At 59.5% G+C, this 14947-nt stretch carries 15 protein-coding genes; 1 reads left to right on the forward strand and 14 read right to left on the reverse strand.

What is annotated here, in order from left to right:
• Positions 1 to 15: 15 nt before the first annotated feature.
• The 10 genes from GA0061102_RS18740 to GA0061102_RS18785 form a co-directional block, all read right to left on the reverse strand.
• On the reverse strand, positions 16 to 312 hold the full coding sequence (locus tag GA0061102_RS18740; protein ID WP_092852021.1) for a hypothetical protein: 297 nt from the start codon (positions 310 to 312) through the stop codon (positions 16 to 18).
• On the reverse strand, positions 312 to 1934 hold the full coding sequence (gene tnpC / locus GA0061102_RS18745; RefSeq protein ID WP_092852023.1) for an IS66 family transposase: 1623 nt from the start codon (positions 1932 to 1934) through the stop codon (positions 312 to 314). The genes GA0061102_RS18740 and tnpC overlap by 1 nt, the downstream gene beginning before the upstream one ends.
• Before the next feature lie 63 nt (positions 1935 to 1997).
• Entirely contained in the window at positions 1998 to 2345 is a 348-nt protein-coding gene (tnpB, locus tag GA0061102_RS18750) for an IS66 family insertion sequence element accessory protein TnpB (protein ID WP_092852025.1), read from the reverse strand.
• A complete protein-coding gene (gene tnpA, locus GA0061102_RS18755) occupies positions 2342 to 2722 on the reverse strand; it encodes an IS66-like element accessory protein TnpA (protein WP_245298060.1) in 381 nt (126 codons plus the stop codon). The genes tnpB and tnpA overlap by 4 nt, the downstream gene beginning before the upstream one ends.
• Positions 2723 to 2939: 217 nt before the next feature.
• Positions 2940 to 3521 carry an NAD(P)H-dependent oxidoreductase gene (locus tag GA0061102_RS18760; protein ID WP_092852029.1) on the reverse strand — a complete coding sequence of 194 codons (582 nt, stop codon included), beginning with the start codon at positions 3519 to 3521 and terminating at the stop codon, positions 2940 to 2942.
• Entirely contained in the window at positions 3518 to 4927 is a 1410-nt protein-coding gene (locus GA0061102_RS18765; protein ID WP_092852031.1) for an FAD-binding oxidoreductase, read from the reverse strand. Before GA0061102_RS18765 ends, GA0061102_RS18760 begins: the two co-directional genes overlap by 4 nt.
• Before the next feature lies 1 nt (position 4928).
• Entirely contained in the window at positions 4929 to 6242 is a 1314-nt protein-coding gene (locus GA0061102_RS18770) for a cytosine deaminase (RefSeq protein ID WP_092852033.1), read from the reverse strand.
• A complete protein-coding gene (locus GA0061102_RS18775) occupies positions 6242 to 7108 on the reverse strand; it encodes an ABC transporter permease (protein ID WP_092852035.1) in 867 nt (288 codons plus the stop codon). Before GA0061102_RS18775 ends, GA0061102_RS18770 begins: the two co-directional genes overlap by 1 nt.
• Positions 7108 to 7932, reverse strand: coding sequence for an ABC transporter ATP-binding protein (locus tag GA0061102_RS18780; RefSeq protein ID WP_092852037.1), 825 nt, complete (start codon positions 7930 to 7932; stop codon positions 7108 to 7110). Before GA0061102_RS18780 ends, GA0061102_RS18775 begins: the two co-directional genes overlap by 1 nt.
• 234 nt (positions 7933 to 8166) lie before the next feature.
• On the reverse strand, positions 8167 to 9186 hold the full coding sequence (locus GA0061102_RS18785; protein ID WP_092852039.1) for an ABC transporter substrate-binding protein: 1020 nt from the start codon (positions 9184 to 9186) through the stop codon (positions 8167 to 8169).
• Between the two features lie 184 nt (positions 9187 to 9370).
• On the opposite strand from GA0061102_RS18785, the gene GA0061102_RS18790 reads away from it, so the two are divergent.
• Positions 9371 to 10339 (forward strand): LysR family transcriptional regulator, encoded by a 969-nt coding sequence (locus GA0061102_RS18790; protein WP_092852041.1) that lies wholly within the window; start codon positions 9371 to 9373, stop codon positions 10337 to 10339.
• Here GA0061102_RS18790 and GA0061102_RS18795 read toward each other — a convergent pair.
• From GA0061102_RS18795 to GA0061102_RS18810, 4 genes are all read right to left on the reverse strand, one after another.
• Positions 10327 to 11124, reverse strand: coding sequence for a creatininase family protein (locus tag GA0061102_RS18795; protein WP_092852043.1), 798 nt, complete (start codon positions 11122 to 11124; stop codon positions 10327 to 10329). The two genes, GA0061102_RS18790 and GA0061102_RS18795, sit on opposite strands and share 13 nt — an antisense overlap.
• 292 nt (positions 11125 to 11416) lie before the next feature.
• Positions 11417 to 12328 carry an ABC transporter permease gene (locus tag GA0061102_RS18800; RefSeq protein ID WP_092852045.1) on the reverse strand — a complete coding sequence of 304 codons (912 nt, stop codon included), beginning with the start codon at positions 12326 to 12328 and terminating at the stop codon, positions 11417 to 11419.
• Entirely contained in the window at positions 12325 to 13425 is a 1101-nt protein-coding gene (locus GA0061102_RS18805; RefSeq protein WP_092852047.1) for an ABC transporter permease, read from the reverse strand. Before GA0061102_RS18805 ends, GA0061102_RS18800 begins: the two co-directional genes overlap by 4 nt.
• Positions 13422 to 14945, reverse strand: coding sequence for an ABC transporter ATP-binding protein (locus GA0061102_RS18810; RefSeq protein WP_092852049.1), 1524 nt, complete (start codon positions 14943 to 14945; stop codon positions 13422 to 13424). The genes GA0061102_RS18805 and GA0061102_RS18810 overlap by 4 nt, the downstream gene beginning before the upstream one ends.
• Positions 14946 to 14947 lie beyond the last annotated feature (2 nt).

Consider the following 14947-nt stretch of genomic DNA (forward strand, 5'->3'; position numbering starts at 1 on the left):
GTAACCGGCCGATTGTTACCGCGGAGATTTCGCTTTGATGCGGGCGATGAGTTCTTTGTCGTCGACAAAGCTGTCGAGGAAGTCGTTCCACTCGTCGGTTGAGCGGCGAGCGTGGGAGAGCATCTGCTCCAGCTCTTCCATACCGTCGTCCGTCAGTGCGGTCATGGATTCATCGTCCCCGGTGTAGACGGAGATGATGCTGCCGTAGCTTAGATTATCATCGTTGGAGACGATGGCCTGAAGAAGCTCCACGTCCTCTTCGAGGATTTCGGCAACAAATTTGATCGTACGGACGTGGGTAACTGTCGCCATCACGCTGCCTTTGCGTCGATTGTGGTGATCTCCGACCAGTTCCACGGAAGCAATTCGTCTAACCGATTGATCTTGTGATCGTGGATACGATCGAGCACGTCAGCCAGATAGGCTTGCGGGTCAAGACCATTCATCTTGGCCGTCTCGATGATCGTCATGGCGCGTGCCAACGTTTCCGCTCCCGTGTCGGCTCCCGCAAAGAGCCAGTTGCGTCTTCCAACGCCTATCGGACGCAGGGCCCGCTCAGCGGCATTGTTGTCGATCGCAACGCGACCGTCTTCGAGGAACAGGCAGAGCGAAGCCCAGCGGCTCAAACCGTATCGGAAAGCTGTCGCCAGATCGCCTTTGCCTGGAATGCGGGTTAGTTGAGCTTCAGCCCAGTGGCGGAATGCATCGACCTTGGGCTTGCTCTGGACCTGACGCGCGGCAAGACGGATATCAGGAGGCTGGCCGTTGATGCCACGCTCTATGTCATAAAGAGCACCAATACGATCGAGAGCCTCCCGTGCGATCTCTGACTTGTTTGATGTCCAGATGTCGTGGAAGTCTCGTCGCCAATGGGCCCAGCAGGCCGCCTCTTTAAAGCGAGACGTTCCATTCTCTCCAGGTGAGTACAGCTTGCCGTATCCTTTGTAGCCGTCAGCCTGAAGGATGCCGCTTGATTGCCTGAGGTGAAGATGAACGTGCTCTTCTTTCCAGTCAGGAGCAAAATAGTAGACTGCACCGGGCGGGGAAGCGCCAGACCAGGGACGTTGATCGCGAACATACGTCCAGAGCCTGCCCTTCTTCACGCCTTTGCCCAATCCCTTGTCTCGCAGCGAGCGATCCAGCACCCGGATTGGCGTGTCGTCAGCATGAAGGAGATCACTTGCCATGATCGCCGTTTCGATCCGCTCGATGAGAGGCTGAAGCACCTGCATCGCACGACCACACCAATCGACCATCGTGCTGTCGGGAATGTCGGCACCCATGCGGGCAAAAATCTCGTTCAGACGGTATAGCGGCAAATGGTCGTCGAACTTCGAGACCAGAATGTACGCCAAGAGCCTAGCGCCGGCCATGCTGCCCGGGATCGGACGGCTGGGTGCTGCCACCTGCACCATCTTCTCGCAGCAGCGGCAGGACTTCTTCAACCGAGCAACCTCGATGACTTTCATCTGCGCGGCGATCATATCGAGGATTTCGCTGGTGTCCTCGCCGACAAGACGCAACTCTCCTCCGCAATCCGGGCAGCAGGAGCCGGGATCGAGTTCTCGGCGCTCGCGGACCGCCGTGTCCGACACGCGGGGGCGTCGGCGCATGGTCTTTTCGGACGGATCCGCCAGGGGCACTGTCGACGCCGCCTCATCAACTTCATCGATTGGGGCAGTAATGGCCTCAGCGGCGGCGATCAACAGATCCTCAAGCGCCAGTTCCAACTGCTCGATTTCACGCTCAATCTTCTCAGACGACTTGCCGAAGACCTGTTTCTTCAGCTTGGCGATGCGCAGCCGCAGTGTTTGGATTAACTGGTCATGCGCTTGCAATGTGGCCGACATCTTCGCATTTTCCGCCAGCAAAGCGGCAATCATTGCCTTGAGAAAGGCTGGATCGTCCGGAAGATTTGTCGTCGCGCGAGACATGATCCTGACTACCACACGCTAGGAGAAATTGCCATAAAAACCAGTGGTTTCAGTGGGATAAAATCACCCGACACGGGCCGGTGGTGCCCCCCAATCAGGACGACGCCAATCGATCCCTTCCCACAACATCGCCAGTTGGGCAGACGTAAGCCGGGCTGCCCCGTCGGCCGCAGAAGGCCATGGGAACCGCCCTTTCTGCAAGATCTTGTAATACAGGCAGAAGCCCTGGCCATCAAAATACAGCAGCTTCAAACGATCGCCACGTTTGCCGCGAAAGGCAAAGACCGCACCGCTCGTCGGCTTCTGGCGCAGGATATCCTGCGCAAGCGCAGCCAGGCCTTCTATTCCTTTGCGCATGTCCGTGATCCCGCACGCAAGATAGACCCGAACGCCGGTCCCAGGCCCGATCATGCTGCTTCCACCGCCCGGATAAGCTTCGTCAGGGCGCCAGTGTCCACCGCGCTCCCAAAGCGAAGGGTGCGGCCGCAGCTCAATCGCAGTTCGATCGTCCCGCAGCAGTTCTTCTTGTCTTCGGGGACATCGGCCTGCACGGCATTCATGTCGACGGGAACGAACAATGCATTCGCAGACGTCGAGAGCAGCCCCTTCTTTTTCAACTCGCTACGCCAAGCGTAAATCTGCTGTCGCGTAATATCGTGCTGATGAGCAACTTCGGTGATGGTGGTTCCGGCAACCTCAACCGACATCACAATCGCGAGCTTCTCATCATCGCGCCATCGACGCCGCCGTTCCTGCCCAAGAATCTCAACGCGCATCGCAATCTCCACCTAAGACACGTCGCTAACGACGTCGTTAAACACGTGTCTTAGGCCATCACGACGATGGCTGGCAGGCGGTAGCAATCGGGCGGTTACGGCGGCTCTTGCCCACTTCCATGGTTGTAAAGGAATCCGGATTTTCCTCGAGGACTGCTCACGACACCATCGATCTTGAAGTGGCCGAATAATTTTCGGAAATGGCAGCAGTTGCCGCTTAAGCGAGGCTTTAGAAACGCAGCATTTCCTGGCGCACCTTCTCAAGAAACCGCCCTCTGGTCTCGTCAGTCGAGCGGTTCATGTCGTAATGGGCGAGGAAGACGACCGGGGCGAAAGGCTTGATCTGCGCGCGCAGCACGCGTTTGACGATCTTCTTCGGCGGGTTGCCGGCAATGAAGGCACGGAATGGGTCGGCGCCATAGGTCAATACCGCGCCGAGCTTGCGGATATGCTGCAGCTTTGAGCGCACCTTGCCATCGACGAGTTCGAAGGAGACGCCCGGAAGCCAGACGCGGTCGAAATAGCCTTTGAGGATGGCCGGAAAGCCGAAGTTCCAGACCGGGGTGACGATCACCAGCGCCTCGGTGCGCTCAAGCCTTTCGACATAGAATTTGACCGCCTCGGTATTGTCGGGATAGTCGTGGTAGATCATGCGATCGCGACGTGAGAGCACGGGATCGAAGCCTTCCGCGTAAAGATTGCAATCATCGACCTCGTGGCCGGCGCTCTTCAGGCTCTCAATGGTTTGCCGGTGCAATGCTGCGCCGTAACTTTCCTCGACTGGATGAGAATGAAGGAGGAGAACCTTCATGAAGCCTCCATCAGCGCCGCAAGGCCGGGGAAGAGGTAGTTCTTGCCGGATTTGAAATCGAAATTCGGGTCGTCCCAGGCGATCATCTTGCCGGGATTGAGCAGGCCCTTCGGATCGGTCTCCTTCTTGAAGGCAAGCTGGATCGCATCGGTCTGCTTCATGCCGCCTTCCTCGAGCGTATAGCGATGCGGATTGAAGATCGGGCAGCCATGGTCCTGATGGATCTTGATGATCTCTTCAAGCCGCGCCTCGGAGGTATAGCGCACCAGCGGCAGGCCCGAACATTGAATCTGCCCGTCGAATTTGATGAATTCGAGATGGCCGGGCACCTCGTCTCCGAAGATTTCCACCATCTTCTGGACCTTGGCGACATGGTCCGGACCCGGATACTGCACCTGCAGATAGGTGATGGACGGATCGACTTTGAGGGCGCGCAGCGTCGTGTGGTTCCAGGCGAGTTCATAGGCGTGCGGGATGCCCTTCATGCTCTCCACCTTATCGGAGCGGAAGGTGATTTCACCCTTCTGCTGCATGGTAAAGGCGACGAAGGGGGCCATCGAATGCGGCGCGATCATCAGCGCCACGATCGACTGCCCCTGGCGGATATAGGGCCTGTGGCGGGTGAAATATTCGTACGGAATGGGGGCGGCGATCGGGGCGATTTCCTTGACCAGAATGCCGTTACACTTGGCGAGCGCATCGGAGAAGCGCACGGCATCCATGAAATCATCGTAGCCAACCAGCACGTCGACCCAGTCATAGGCCGGCGCCAGCGGCAGTTCGATTTCGGTGATGATGCCGTTGGTGCCATAAGCATGGCTGACCTTGGTCAGGTCCCATCCGGTGAGATCGAGAATGCGGGGTTCTGCTTCCATCGTCACGACGCGCAGGCGTAGGATATTGCCGAGATCGCGCAAGCCGCCCCAGGTAATCGAGCCGACACCGCCCGAGCCGCCGGCGATGAAGCCGCCGATCGTTGCCGTCTGCGCGGTCGAGGGATGGAAGCGCAGTTCCTGGCCTGAATGTGCTTTGGTCTGGCGGTCGAGTTCGGCAATGACGATACCAGGTTCGCAGATGACGCGGCCCGGATGGATCTCCTTGATCTTGTTCATGGCGGCAAGGTTGAGCACGATGCCGCCGGAGAGCGGCATCGCCTGACCGTAATTGCCGGTGCCGGCGCCGCGTGGCGTGACGGGAACGTCATGCGCATAGGCGACCTTCAGCGTGCGGATCACCTCTTCCTCGGTCTTTGGGGTGACGACGAGATCGGCGGTGACATTGTCGAGCTGGGCTTTCAGGATTGGCGAGTACCAGTAGAAGTCCCGGCTCTTCTGGCGCACGAGTGCTGGATTATCTTCGACGGCGATACCTTCGAGTTCTTTCTTGATGCGCTGGTAATCCGGCATGTCAGGCTCCAATGACGCTGTCGAGTTCACGATAGTCCGGCAGGCTGCGGTCGATCACCTTGCCCTTGCGAAGGACGACGCGGTCGGACTGCGGACGGGAAAGGAATTCGCTCCAGCGCCGGGCGCTGAAAAGCACGAGATCGGCCGGGTTGCCGACCGCTATACGCCCCATATCCGGGCAGCCGAGAATGTCGGCGGGAGAGGTGGTGACGACCCTTGCGGCCGTATCCAGCGGGTGATCAAGATGCAGGATACGTACGGCCTCGCGGAACACTTCGACGGGGTCGAGATCGCCATAGGCATAGAAGGGGTCGCGGGTATTGTCGGAGGCGACAGCGGTCGGCACGCCGGCGGCGGCAAGCTCATGCAGGAGGGTGACGCCACGCCAGCGCGGCGTGCGGCCTGGATGGCGGTCCTGCAGGTACATATTGCACATCGGCAGCGAGACGACCGAAATCCCCGCCCTGGCGACGAGATCGATGGTGGCAGCGGCGGCATCCTCGTCCTGACGCGCAAGAGAGCAGCAATGGCCTGCGGTGACCTTGCCAGTGAAGCCGTTGCGCAGAACTGCCTCGGCAATCGCCTTCAGCGTGAGAACCTGTCTGTCCTCTGTCTCGTCGACATGCAGGTCGATGTCCAGGCCGTTGTCCGACGCGGCGCGGATCAGCTTGTCGAGCTGACGGTCGACATCGGGGTTCATCTGCGTGACACCACCGATCAGGCCGCCGGCGTCGCGGATCACCATGAGGAGGTCGGCGAAGAAGGCGTCCTCGGCCATGGCATCCAGCGGAAAGAGGGCGACGGCCTGCAGCGCGATCTTGTCTTTCCAGGCTTCGCGCACCGCCGAGAACACCTCGAAAGAAATGCGGTGCTGCGGCGCCAGCGAATCGAGATGGGTGCGGATGAGGCTGGTGCCGTGGGCGTAGGCAGAGCGCAACGAAAATTCCATGCGCTTCCTGACATCGTCAGCCGACCAGTTGGCCTCGCGATCGGCTCGCACGGCGTCGAGAGCGCCCATGAAGCTGCCATCCGGATTGGCTCGGCGCTGCCAGATATGGCCCTTGTCGAGATGGGTGTGCATGTCGACGAAAGTCGGCCAGACCATGCCGTCCCTCATGTCGGCCTTGGCGAATTCCGCCGGCGCGCTGCCCGCCGGCAGGATATCCTTGATGAGGCCATCCGCAACGACGATGTCGGCCTTCATAAGGCCCTCGCTTGACGGGCCGGTGAAGCCGGCCACGGTCACGCCGGGAATGGTGGCGTTGCTCAGCACGAAGCGCGCGGCGTTCGGCGGGGACATGAAGGAGTAGGACATCAGTTCTCCCGCTTGAGGCTGCTTTCATGCCAGCGATGCAGGCTCAGCCATGAGATGAAGGAGGTGAGGGCGAAGATGGCAACGCCGAGTGCCGAGAGCAGCAGCAGGGCGGCGAACAGGCGCGGCATGTTCTGGCGGTATTGCGCCTCCAGCAGCCGGAAGGCGAGGCCGGAATTGGGGCCGCCGGAGCCGGCAGCGAATTCGGCGACGACCGATGCGATCAGCGACAGGCCGCCGCCGATCCTCAGCCCAGTCATGAAATAGGGTTGGGCGGCCGGCAGCTTCAGATGCAGCAATGCCTGCCAGCGCGAGGCGCCATAAAGGTCGAAGAGGTCGAGCAGATTGTGGTCGACGCTCTTCAAGCCCTGCACCATGTTGGAGAGGATCGGAAAGAAGGCGACGAGAAAGCCGCAGATCAAGAGCGCCGCCTCGCGCGTCGGCGCGTAGATCAGGATCAACGGTGCGATCGCGACGATCGGCGTCACCTGGAGGATGACGGCCAGCGGATAGAAAGCCAGCTCGATCCAACGGGACTGCACGAGGAAGATCGCGAAACCGACGCCGCCGATCAGCGCCAGGATCAGCGATATGAAGGTGATTTCGGTCGTCACCCACAGAGCCGGCCAAAGGATGCCCCAATCGGAAACCAGCGCCTTGGCGACGGCGATCGGGCTCGGCAGGATATATTGCGGAATGTCGGCTCCGACGACGAGAAGCTGCCAGAGGATGAGAAGCGCGATGACGGTCAGGATCGGCACAGATATGCCGAGCAGGCGTTCCTGACTGCGTTTCCTGCTGGCTGCGGCAGCGGGCACATCGGCGGATTCAACGGAAAGCTTGACGGGCAGGCTGGTGCTGTCGCTCATCAATGCGCCTCCCGCCAGCCAATGGCCTCGATCAGCGAACGAGATACCTGCTCGCAGACCTGCCGATATTCTTCCGATGAGCGGTAAAGGGGGTCGCGCTCGCCGCTGGTTTCCAAAGGAAAGTCGGTATGAACCCGGCCCGGCCGCGCCTTCATGACGACGATACGGTTGGAGAGATAGGCGGATTCGTAGACGGAGTGCGTGACGAAGATGACCGTGATGCCCGTCGTCTGCCAGAGGCGCAGGACGTCGTCATTGAGCTTCTGGCGGGTGATTTCGTCAAGCGCGGCAAAGGGTTCGTCCATCAGCAGCAACTTCGGTTTCGTTACCAGCGCGCGGGCGATCGAAACCCGCATCTTCATGCCGCCGGACAATTCGCGCGGATAGGCTTCGGCGAAATCTCTGAGGCCGACTGTTGCCAGTGTCTCCATGATCTGCTCGTAAGCTTCGACCTTCGACACTCCTCGCAATTTCAGCGGCAGATGGACGTTGCCGAAAACTGTCTTCCAGGGAAGCAGCGTCGGCTCCTGGAAGACGAAGCTGATATCGCCTTCCGGCAGACCCTTGGCGTTGATGCGCGAACTCGGCCAGTCGATCCTGCCGCTCGAAGCACCGCCAAGGCCGGCGATGATGCGCAAGGCCGTCGACTTGCCGCAGCCGGAAGGGCCAAGCAAGCTGATGAACTCGCCGCTCTCCACATCGAGCGACATGCCGGAAAGCGCCAGCGTGCCATTGGAGAAGACCTTGGAGACCTGCTCCATGACGACAAGCGGCCGCTTGCGCATTTCTGCGGGAGGGACAGTGGTCGCGTTGGATAAGGTCATGTCAAGCTCTCTGTCGATGTCGGCAATTGGGTTTGGAGCAAGAAGTGCCCCTCACCCTAGCCCTCTCCCCGCTTGCGGGGAGAGGGGATGATCGTGCTCGTGGTTGCCAACTACGATCGCAATAGCCTAGGCAGTTGCTGCTTTCGTGGTTTGGCGGTGGCGCTTCTTGCTCCGTCGTTCCCTCTCCCTGCGTGTGGGCAGAGGGCTAGGGTGAGGGGCTGCCTTGCTCGAATGTTACTTCTTCAACGTCATTCCAAAGCCTTTGCAGACGAATTGCGGATCGAAGGCCTTCTTGTAGTCGATGTCGGCATCGAAGACCTTGATCTGCACCATTTCATCGAAGAACTTCTTGTAATGGGCATCGGTGATGCAGCCGATACCCTTGTCGAGGGCGTCGCCGGATTCGACGATGCCATGTTCCTTTATCTGGGCGATGGAATAGGCGATCTGGCCATCCGTCATATCGGGATTATCCTTCTTGATCAGCTCATTGGCCGCCTTGTTGTCGCCGTAGAGATAGTTGTACCAACCCTCGATCGAGGCGTTGACGAAGCGCTGCACGAGATCCGGGTTCTTGTCGACCAGTGATTTCTGCGTGGTGATCATCGTCGAGTAGGGCGAATAGCCGGCATCGGCGATCAGGAAGATTTTCGGCTTCCAGCCGGCCTGCTTCTCGATCTCATAGGGTTCCGAGGTCACGTAGCCCTGCTGCGCGGACTGCTTGTCGGCGAGGAATGGCGCCGGACTGAAATTATAAGGCTTGAACTGTTCATCCTTGAAGCCCGGGAAGTTCGCCTTCATCCATTCGAAATAAGTGACGTAGCCGTCCTTGCTCAGGAAGAGCGTCGGCAGCTTGGCGAGATCCTCGAACTTCTCGACGCCGGCGTCCGGATGGGCGATCAGCACCTGTGGGTCCTTCTGGAAGATCGCTGCGACATCGACGATCGGAATGCCCTGCTTGACCGAATCGATCTCCTGCTGCGGGCTGCCCATGTAGAAATCCAGCTTGCCCGAGATCAGCAGTGCCTGGTTGGCAGCGTTGGGGCCACCCTGCACGATGGTGACGTCAAGGCCGTATTTTTTATAGGTGCCATCGGCGATGGCTTGATAGAAGCCGCCGTGTTCGGCCTCCGCAAGCCAGTTGGTGCCATAGGTGACTTTGTCGAGCGCATTTGCGGGCCCGGCCGCCATGATCGCGGCGGCGAGACCCATGGCGGCGAGGAATGTTTTTGTTTTCAATGCATTGATATACATGGCTGACTGTTCCCTTTATCTGCCATGGGACGCCATTGTTGGCGCCCATTTCCTGTATTTGAGCGGTTGCCTTGCGCTTTGAAAAGCATCAAAATTCGTGCGCATTGATGCCTTTTTGGCATCTCTTCCAGGGTCTGTGCCTAAATTGTGCGGTCTGGACAAAAATTAAGCAATGGGAACGTCGATGTTGCACTCGAGACGACTTCTTTACATCAACGAGATTGCCCGCTGCGGCTCGATCCGCAAGGCAGCGGCACGGCTCAATGTCGCATCATCGGCGATCAACCGCCAGATTCTGGCGCTGGAGGAGGAGATGGGGGCGCCGCTTTTTGAGCGTTTGCCGCGTGGTCTGCGGCTGACGGCGGCGGGCGAGCTCTGCATCGAACATATCCGCGAGGTATTGAAGAATTACGAGCGGTTGGAGGGCCGCATCCGCAGCCTCAAGATGCAGCAAGCCGGTAAGGTCCGTATCGTGGCGACGGTTGGGTTGGCGTCGGGACCTTTGCCCGAGATCATCGCGCGCTTTCTCTCCGAGCATCCGCGTGTTTTCATTCAGCTTCGCAACGATTCAGGCACGACGACCATGGCGCCGGTGGTCTCGGGTGAGGTCGATATCGGCCTCGGTTTCAACATACCGGCGACACCAGGCATCCGCTCGCTCGGCAATTTCGACATACCGATCGGCATCGTGCTGCCACCTGGTCATCCCCTGATCGGACCGGGTCCGATCAATCTTGCCGATGTCGTGGAGGAGCGGCTGCTGTTGGCGCAGCCCGGCACGAGCCTCAGGGAGGTTATCAATCTGACGCTGGCGCGTCTTGCGGTTCAGGTCGAACCGGTGCTTGAGAGTAACGCATCGGAAATGCTGAAGCAATTGGTCAAATGCGGAGCGGGGCTGACGCTACTCAATCCGCTTGATGTCATTACCGAATGTCGCCGTGGAGAGCTGGTATTCCGGCCGATCGCCGAGCCGCATTCGCGACCTCAGCCGATGAAGCTGTTTGCCCGCACGCGAGCGCCGCTCGACGCCGCCACCAGCCTCTTCGTCGAGTACCTGCTCGCAGAACTGGCCGGGATGGTCGAGGAACTGCAGGCGAAAGGGCATATCATCCTGCCTTCCGAACGCCGGCGTTCTGACGCCTATTTCGAATAAAGGTTGGAGAGCGGATAGTCGCTGAGGTCGCGCAGCATCTCGATGAAGCCGGCGATCTGGTGGCGGCAGATGAGCGCACCCTTCTCCGCCGTACCGTTGGCGGCATTGCCGACGACACCGTGCGGATTGAGGTCGTGGGCAATCCAGGCGAGCGAATGCGGCGGCAGCGGCTGCAGATACTTGGAATGCTCCTTCATCCATTCCGCCTTGGAGGCGAAATTCTCAGCCTTGTCCATCCGCACAAGCTCAGGCCGGAAATGCAGCATGAGCGAGGTTTCGACATCGCCGCCATGAATGCCGAAGCGCTGTTCATGCTCGTCGATCATCCCGTCCGGCGTGCCGAAGCGAGTCCATTGCGTGGCGACGACGGCCATCTGATGGCGCACGCGCAACTCGCGCGCGACAATGCCCATGATGTCGAGATTGCCGCCATGGGAATTGACGATCACCATCTTGCGGATACCGGCCTCGGCGACCTTCGCACCGATTGCGGTCCAGACCGGGATCAGCAGCTCCGCACCGAGCGATAGCGTGCCGGGACCGTAGATATGTTCGTTGGCCTTGCCGATTTCCTGCGTCGGCAGCACAAGGAAGTCGAGATCGTCTGGGCGCTGGACCTTCAGCTCCGCCAGCATGCCTGCTGCGATGGCGACGTCCGTTGCAATCGGCAGATGGGGGCCATGCTGTTCCGTCGAGGCGATTGGCAGGATCGCGATCGTGGTCTCGGGCGAGAGCTCGGCGAAATCATGCGTATTGAGTTCGTTCCAATAGAAGGGCTTTGCCATTGCCGTGTCTTCCCGTCTGCAATTCATCGATCAACGGATACGGCAAGGATGGTGGCGGTGGAAAGCATCAATTTGCGGGCGCGCCGCTGCCTTTTTGCGAGCGCTGACAATGCCGGCCCTTGCGAATTGGTAATACGGGATCCATGGTGTGCCATACTTCGCGGGCAGTTCTTTTCGACTGCGAATTCAGATCCCATCAAGAGCATCCATCTACAGCTTCTGTCAGGATTGAACGAATCTCGCCCGCCGTCTCCACCGCTCGCGAGCAAGAGCCTTCGACTACACGCGTTTGCTATCGCTCAAACGGCTCACCGAGCGAGGCGACACCATTGAGCTTGAGCAGGCGGCGATCCGCGGAGATGATGCCCAGGACGATAATCGTCACGAGATAAGGAAGGCATGCAAGCAGTTGCGAGGGCACAGCAAGTCCAGTCGCCTGGGCGGCAAGCCCCATAAGCGACACGGCACCAAACAGGCAGGCGCCCAGGAAAATCCTCGCTGTCAGCCAAGTCCCGAATACAACAAGGGCAATGGCAATCCAGCCGCGGCCGGCGATCATGCCGTCCGCCCAAAGCGGTGTGTATATCGTCGCGGCGTAGGCGCCGGCAAAGCCTGCCATCATGCCGCCGAATGCAACTGCGGCAAACCGGATCGCGATGATGGGATAGCCGATGGCGTGAGCGGCCTTCGGATTTTCACCGACGGCGCGAAGGACCAGGCCGATCTTGCCGTAGGCAAAGAGTACCCATATGCCAATCGTCACAACAAGTGAAATCCAGACCACAAGATCCTGATTGAACATCCCACCGATGACCGGAATTTGCGAAAGCCCGGGGACCGCAATCTTTGGCAGCGTGGTGACGGTCAGGCTTTCGTAGCTCTTGCCAAACAGCGCCGAGAGGCCCTGGCCGAGAATTCCGAGGGCAAGGCCGGTTGCGACCTGATTTGCGTTAAAGCCCAGAATGATCCCGGCAAAAATCATCGAAAGAAGAGCGCTCCCGAGCCCGGCCGCGATGAAAGCGAGCAAATGGCCGCCGCCGTGATAAACGACAATGAAAGCGATGACTGCGCCAAGTGCCATCAACCCCTCAACGCCGAGATTGAGGACGCCAGCGCGCTCGGCAACGAGCTCGCCTAAAGCAGCCAGCAGAAACGGCGTTGCGGCTGCCAGCATGCCAGCAAGAATGAACTCGATAGCGCTCATAGTGCGCTCCGGGCGGAAATGGGGCGCCATACGATGCGATAGCGCACGAAAGCCACAGCGATGAGATAGACGAGGAGCAAGCTGCCTTGGAATACGCGAACGGCGGCGATGGGCAGATTGGCAGAAACCATGGCATTATCGCCGCCGATGTAGAGTGCTGCCATGACGATCGAGGACACGACGATGCCGATGGGATTGAGACCACCAAGATAGGCAACGATAATTGCCGAGTAGCCATAGCCGGTCGAGATGGAACGCTGCAACTGACCAAGTGGTCCGGCAACTTCGGCAGCACCGGCAAGGCCTGCGGCGGCGCCTCCAATGATCAACGAGAGCCAAATTGCCCAACTCTCCTTGAAGCCGGCGTAGCTTGCTGCCCGGGGGGCCAGTCCGCCAACCTGCAATTTATATCCGATGAAGCTCCTCTGCATGAAGATCCACGCCGCGATGGACAGGCCGACGGCGAGGAGGAGCGAGATGTTGACGCGCGTTCCCTCGAACAGGATCGGCACCATCGCATCGTATTGGAACATCACCGACTGGGGGAAATTGTAGCCGTTCGGATCTTTCCAAGGGCCCAGAAGCAGATAATTGAGCAATTGTGCGGCGACGAAGCTCAGCATTAGCGAAACGAGGATTTCGTTGGCATTGAGCCTGACACGCCAGAAGGCGGTCAGAGAGGCCCATAACGCGCCACCGATGATGCCGAGCAACAGCATTGCCGGCCAGATCCATTGGCCCGTTGCCTGCGGCATCCAGATAGGTATGGCGGAGGCGAAAATTGCACCGAGGACGAATTGGCCCTCGGCACCAATGTTGAAGACCTTCGCACGAAAGCCGATCGCCAGGCCTTGTGCGATCAGAAGCAGGGGCCCGGTCTTCAGCAATACTTCGGAGAATGAGGCCCATGAGAAGAACGGCTCGATCAGCATGGCGTAGATCACGGCGACAGGATCGCGACCCATGGCGATATAGAGACTCAGATTGAGAGCGATGGTGACGATGAGGGCGATCGGCGGCGCGAGCAGCTTCGCGGCGAACGAGGCTCGATCGCGGCGGACTAACGTAGGCAAAGTGACGGAAAAGGAACTGCTCATGCGAATGCCTTCTCGCGTTGGGACTGTGCGCCGATCATGTATCGACCAACTTCTTCCGGTTGGGTGTCGCGTGTGACGAGTGGCGGGCTCAGCGTGCCGTGGTGCAGGACCTGAATGAAGTCGCTGAGTTCGAACAATTCCTCGAGTTCTTCCGATATGACGAGAATTGCCATACCTTGATTGCGCAGCTCGATCAGCCGCTTGCGTATTGCAGAGGCCGCGCCGACATCGACACCCCAGGTAGGCTGTGCAAGGAAGAGCAGTTTCGGTGCCAGCATGATTTCACGTCCGACGATGAATTTCTGCAGGTTTCCCCCGGAAAGCGAGCCTGCTTCCGCATCCGGACCGTGCGTGCGCACGTCGTAGTCCCGGATGCATTCGTTTGCGAAGGCTGTGGCCTTGGCGCCGTCGAGGAAACCATGTCTCACAAGCTTCTTGGGGTGGGCCGTCAGCAGGCCGTTGAGGGTTAGCGACATTTCCGGGACTGCGCCGTGCCCGAGCCGGTCTTCCGGGACAAAGGCAAAGCCCAGCCTTCGACGGCTAGCGGCATCGAGGCCACCCACATCCTGCCCCATCATGAAGAGCTGATCGCGCTGGTCCCGGGGCAGCCTCGTTTCCCCTGAGATCAGCGAGGCAAGTTCCTTTTGACCATTCCCGGAAATACCGGCAATGCCAAGAATCTCGCCGCTGCGCACGCTCAAGCTAATCGTGGAGAGCGGTACGGCGAAAGGATCGTCCGGCCGGTAGTCGAGGCCTATGATCTCGAGGCGCTTTTCGCCTTCGGCCAAGGGCATTGCGGGTATCGCTTCCGGCATGTCGCGGCCGATCATCATGCGCGCGAGATCGTGGGCGTCATGCTCGCGCGGATCCACGTGTCCGGTTACGCGCCCGCGGCGCAAGATCGTGGCACGGTCACACAATGACTGAATCTCCTCCAGCTTGTGCGAGATGAAAAGGATCGATACGCCGCCGTCGCGCAGCCGGCGCAGTGTCTCAAACAGCTTCTCGACAGCTTGCAGCGGCAGGACCGATGTCGGCTCATCGAGGATCAGCAGTTTCGGGTCGGTCATCAGGCATCGGATGATTTCCACCCGCTGCCGCTCGCCGACCGACAGCTCATGCACATGGGCCAGCGGATCGACTTCAAGCCCAAATTCATTCCCGAGGATGCGAATTCGCTCCGCAAGTTCAGCCCGTCGTCCGGGCACGATCAGGCAGATGTTTTCAACTACCGTCAGGCTTTCGAATAGGGAGAAGTGCTGAAAGACCATCCCGATACCGGTACGCCTCGCCGCCGCGGGGGAGGCAAGGCTTAGGGACTGCCCATTCCAGGCGACAGTTCCGTCGTCCGGCCGCTCGACGCCGTAGATCAACTTCATCAGTGTCGATTTGCCAGCGCCGTTCTCTCCGAGGATGGCATGGATCGACCGGGGAGCTACGTCCAAATCGATATGCTGGTTGGCATGGACCTGGCCGTAGCTTTTGGAAATGCCGCGCAGCGACAGCAGCGGGATGGTCATGG

This window comes from Martinezella miluonensis (assembly GCF_900094545.1).
Taxonomy (GTDB): domain Bacteria; phylum Pseudomonadota; class Alphaproteobacteria; order Rhizobiales; family Rhizobiaceae; genus Rhizobium; species Rhizobium miluonense.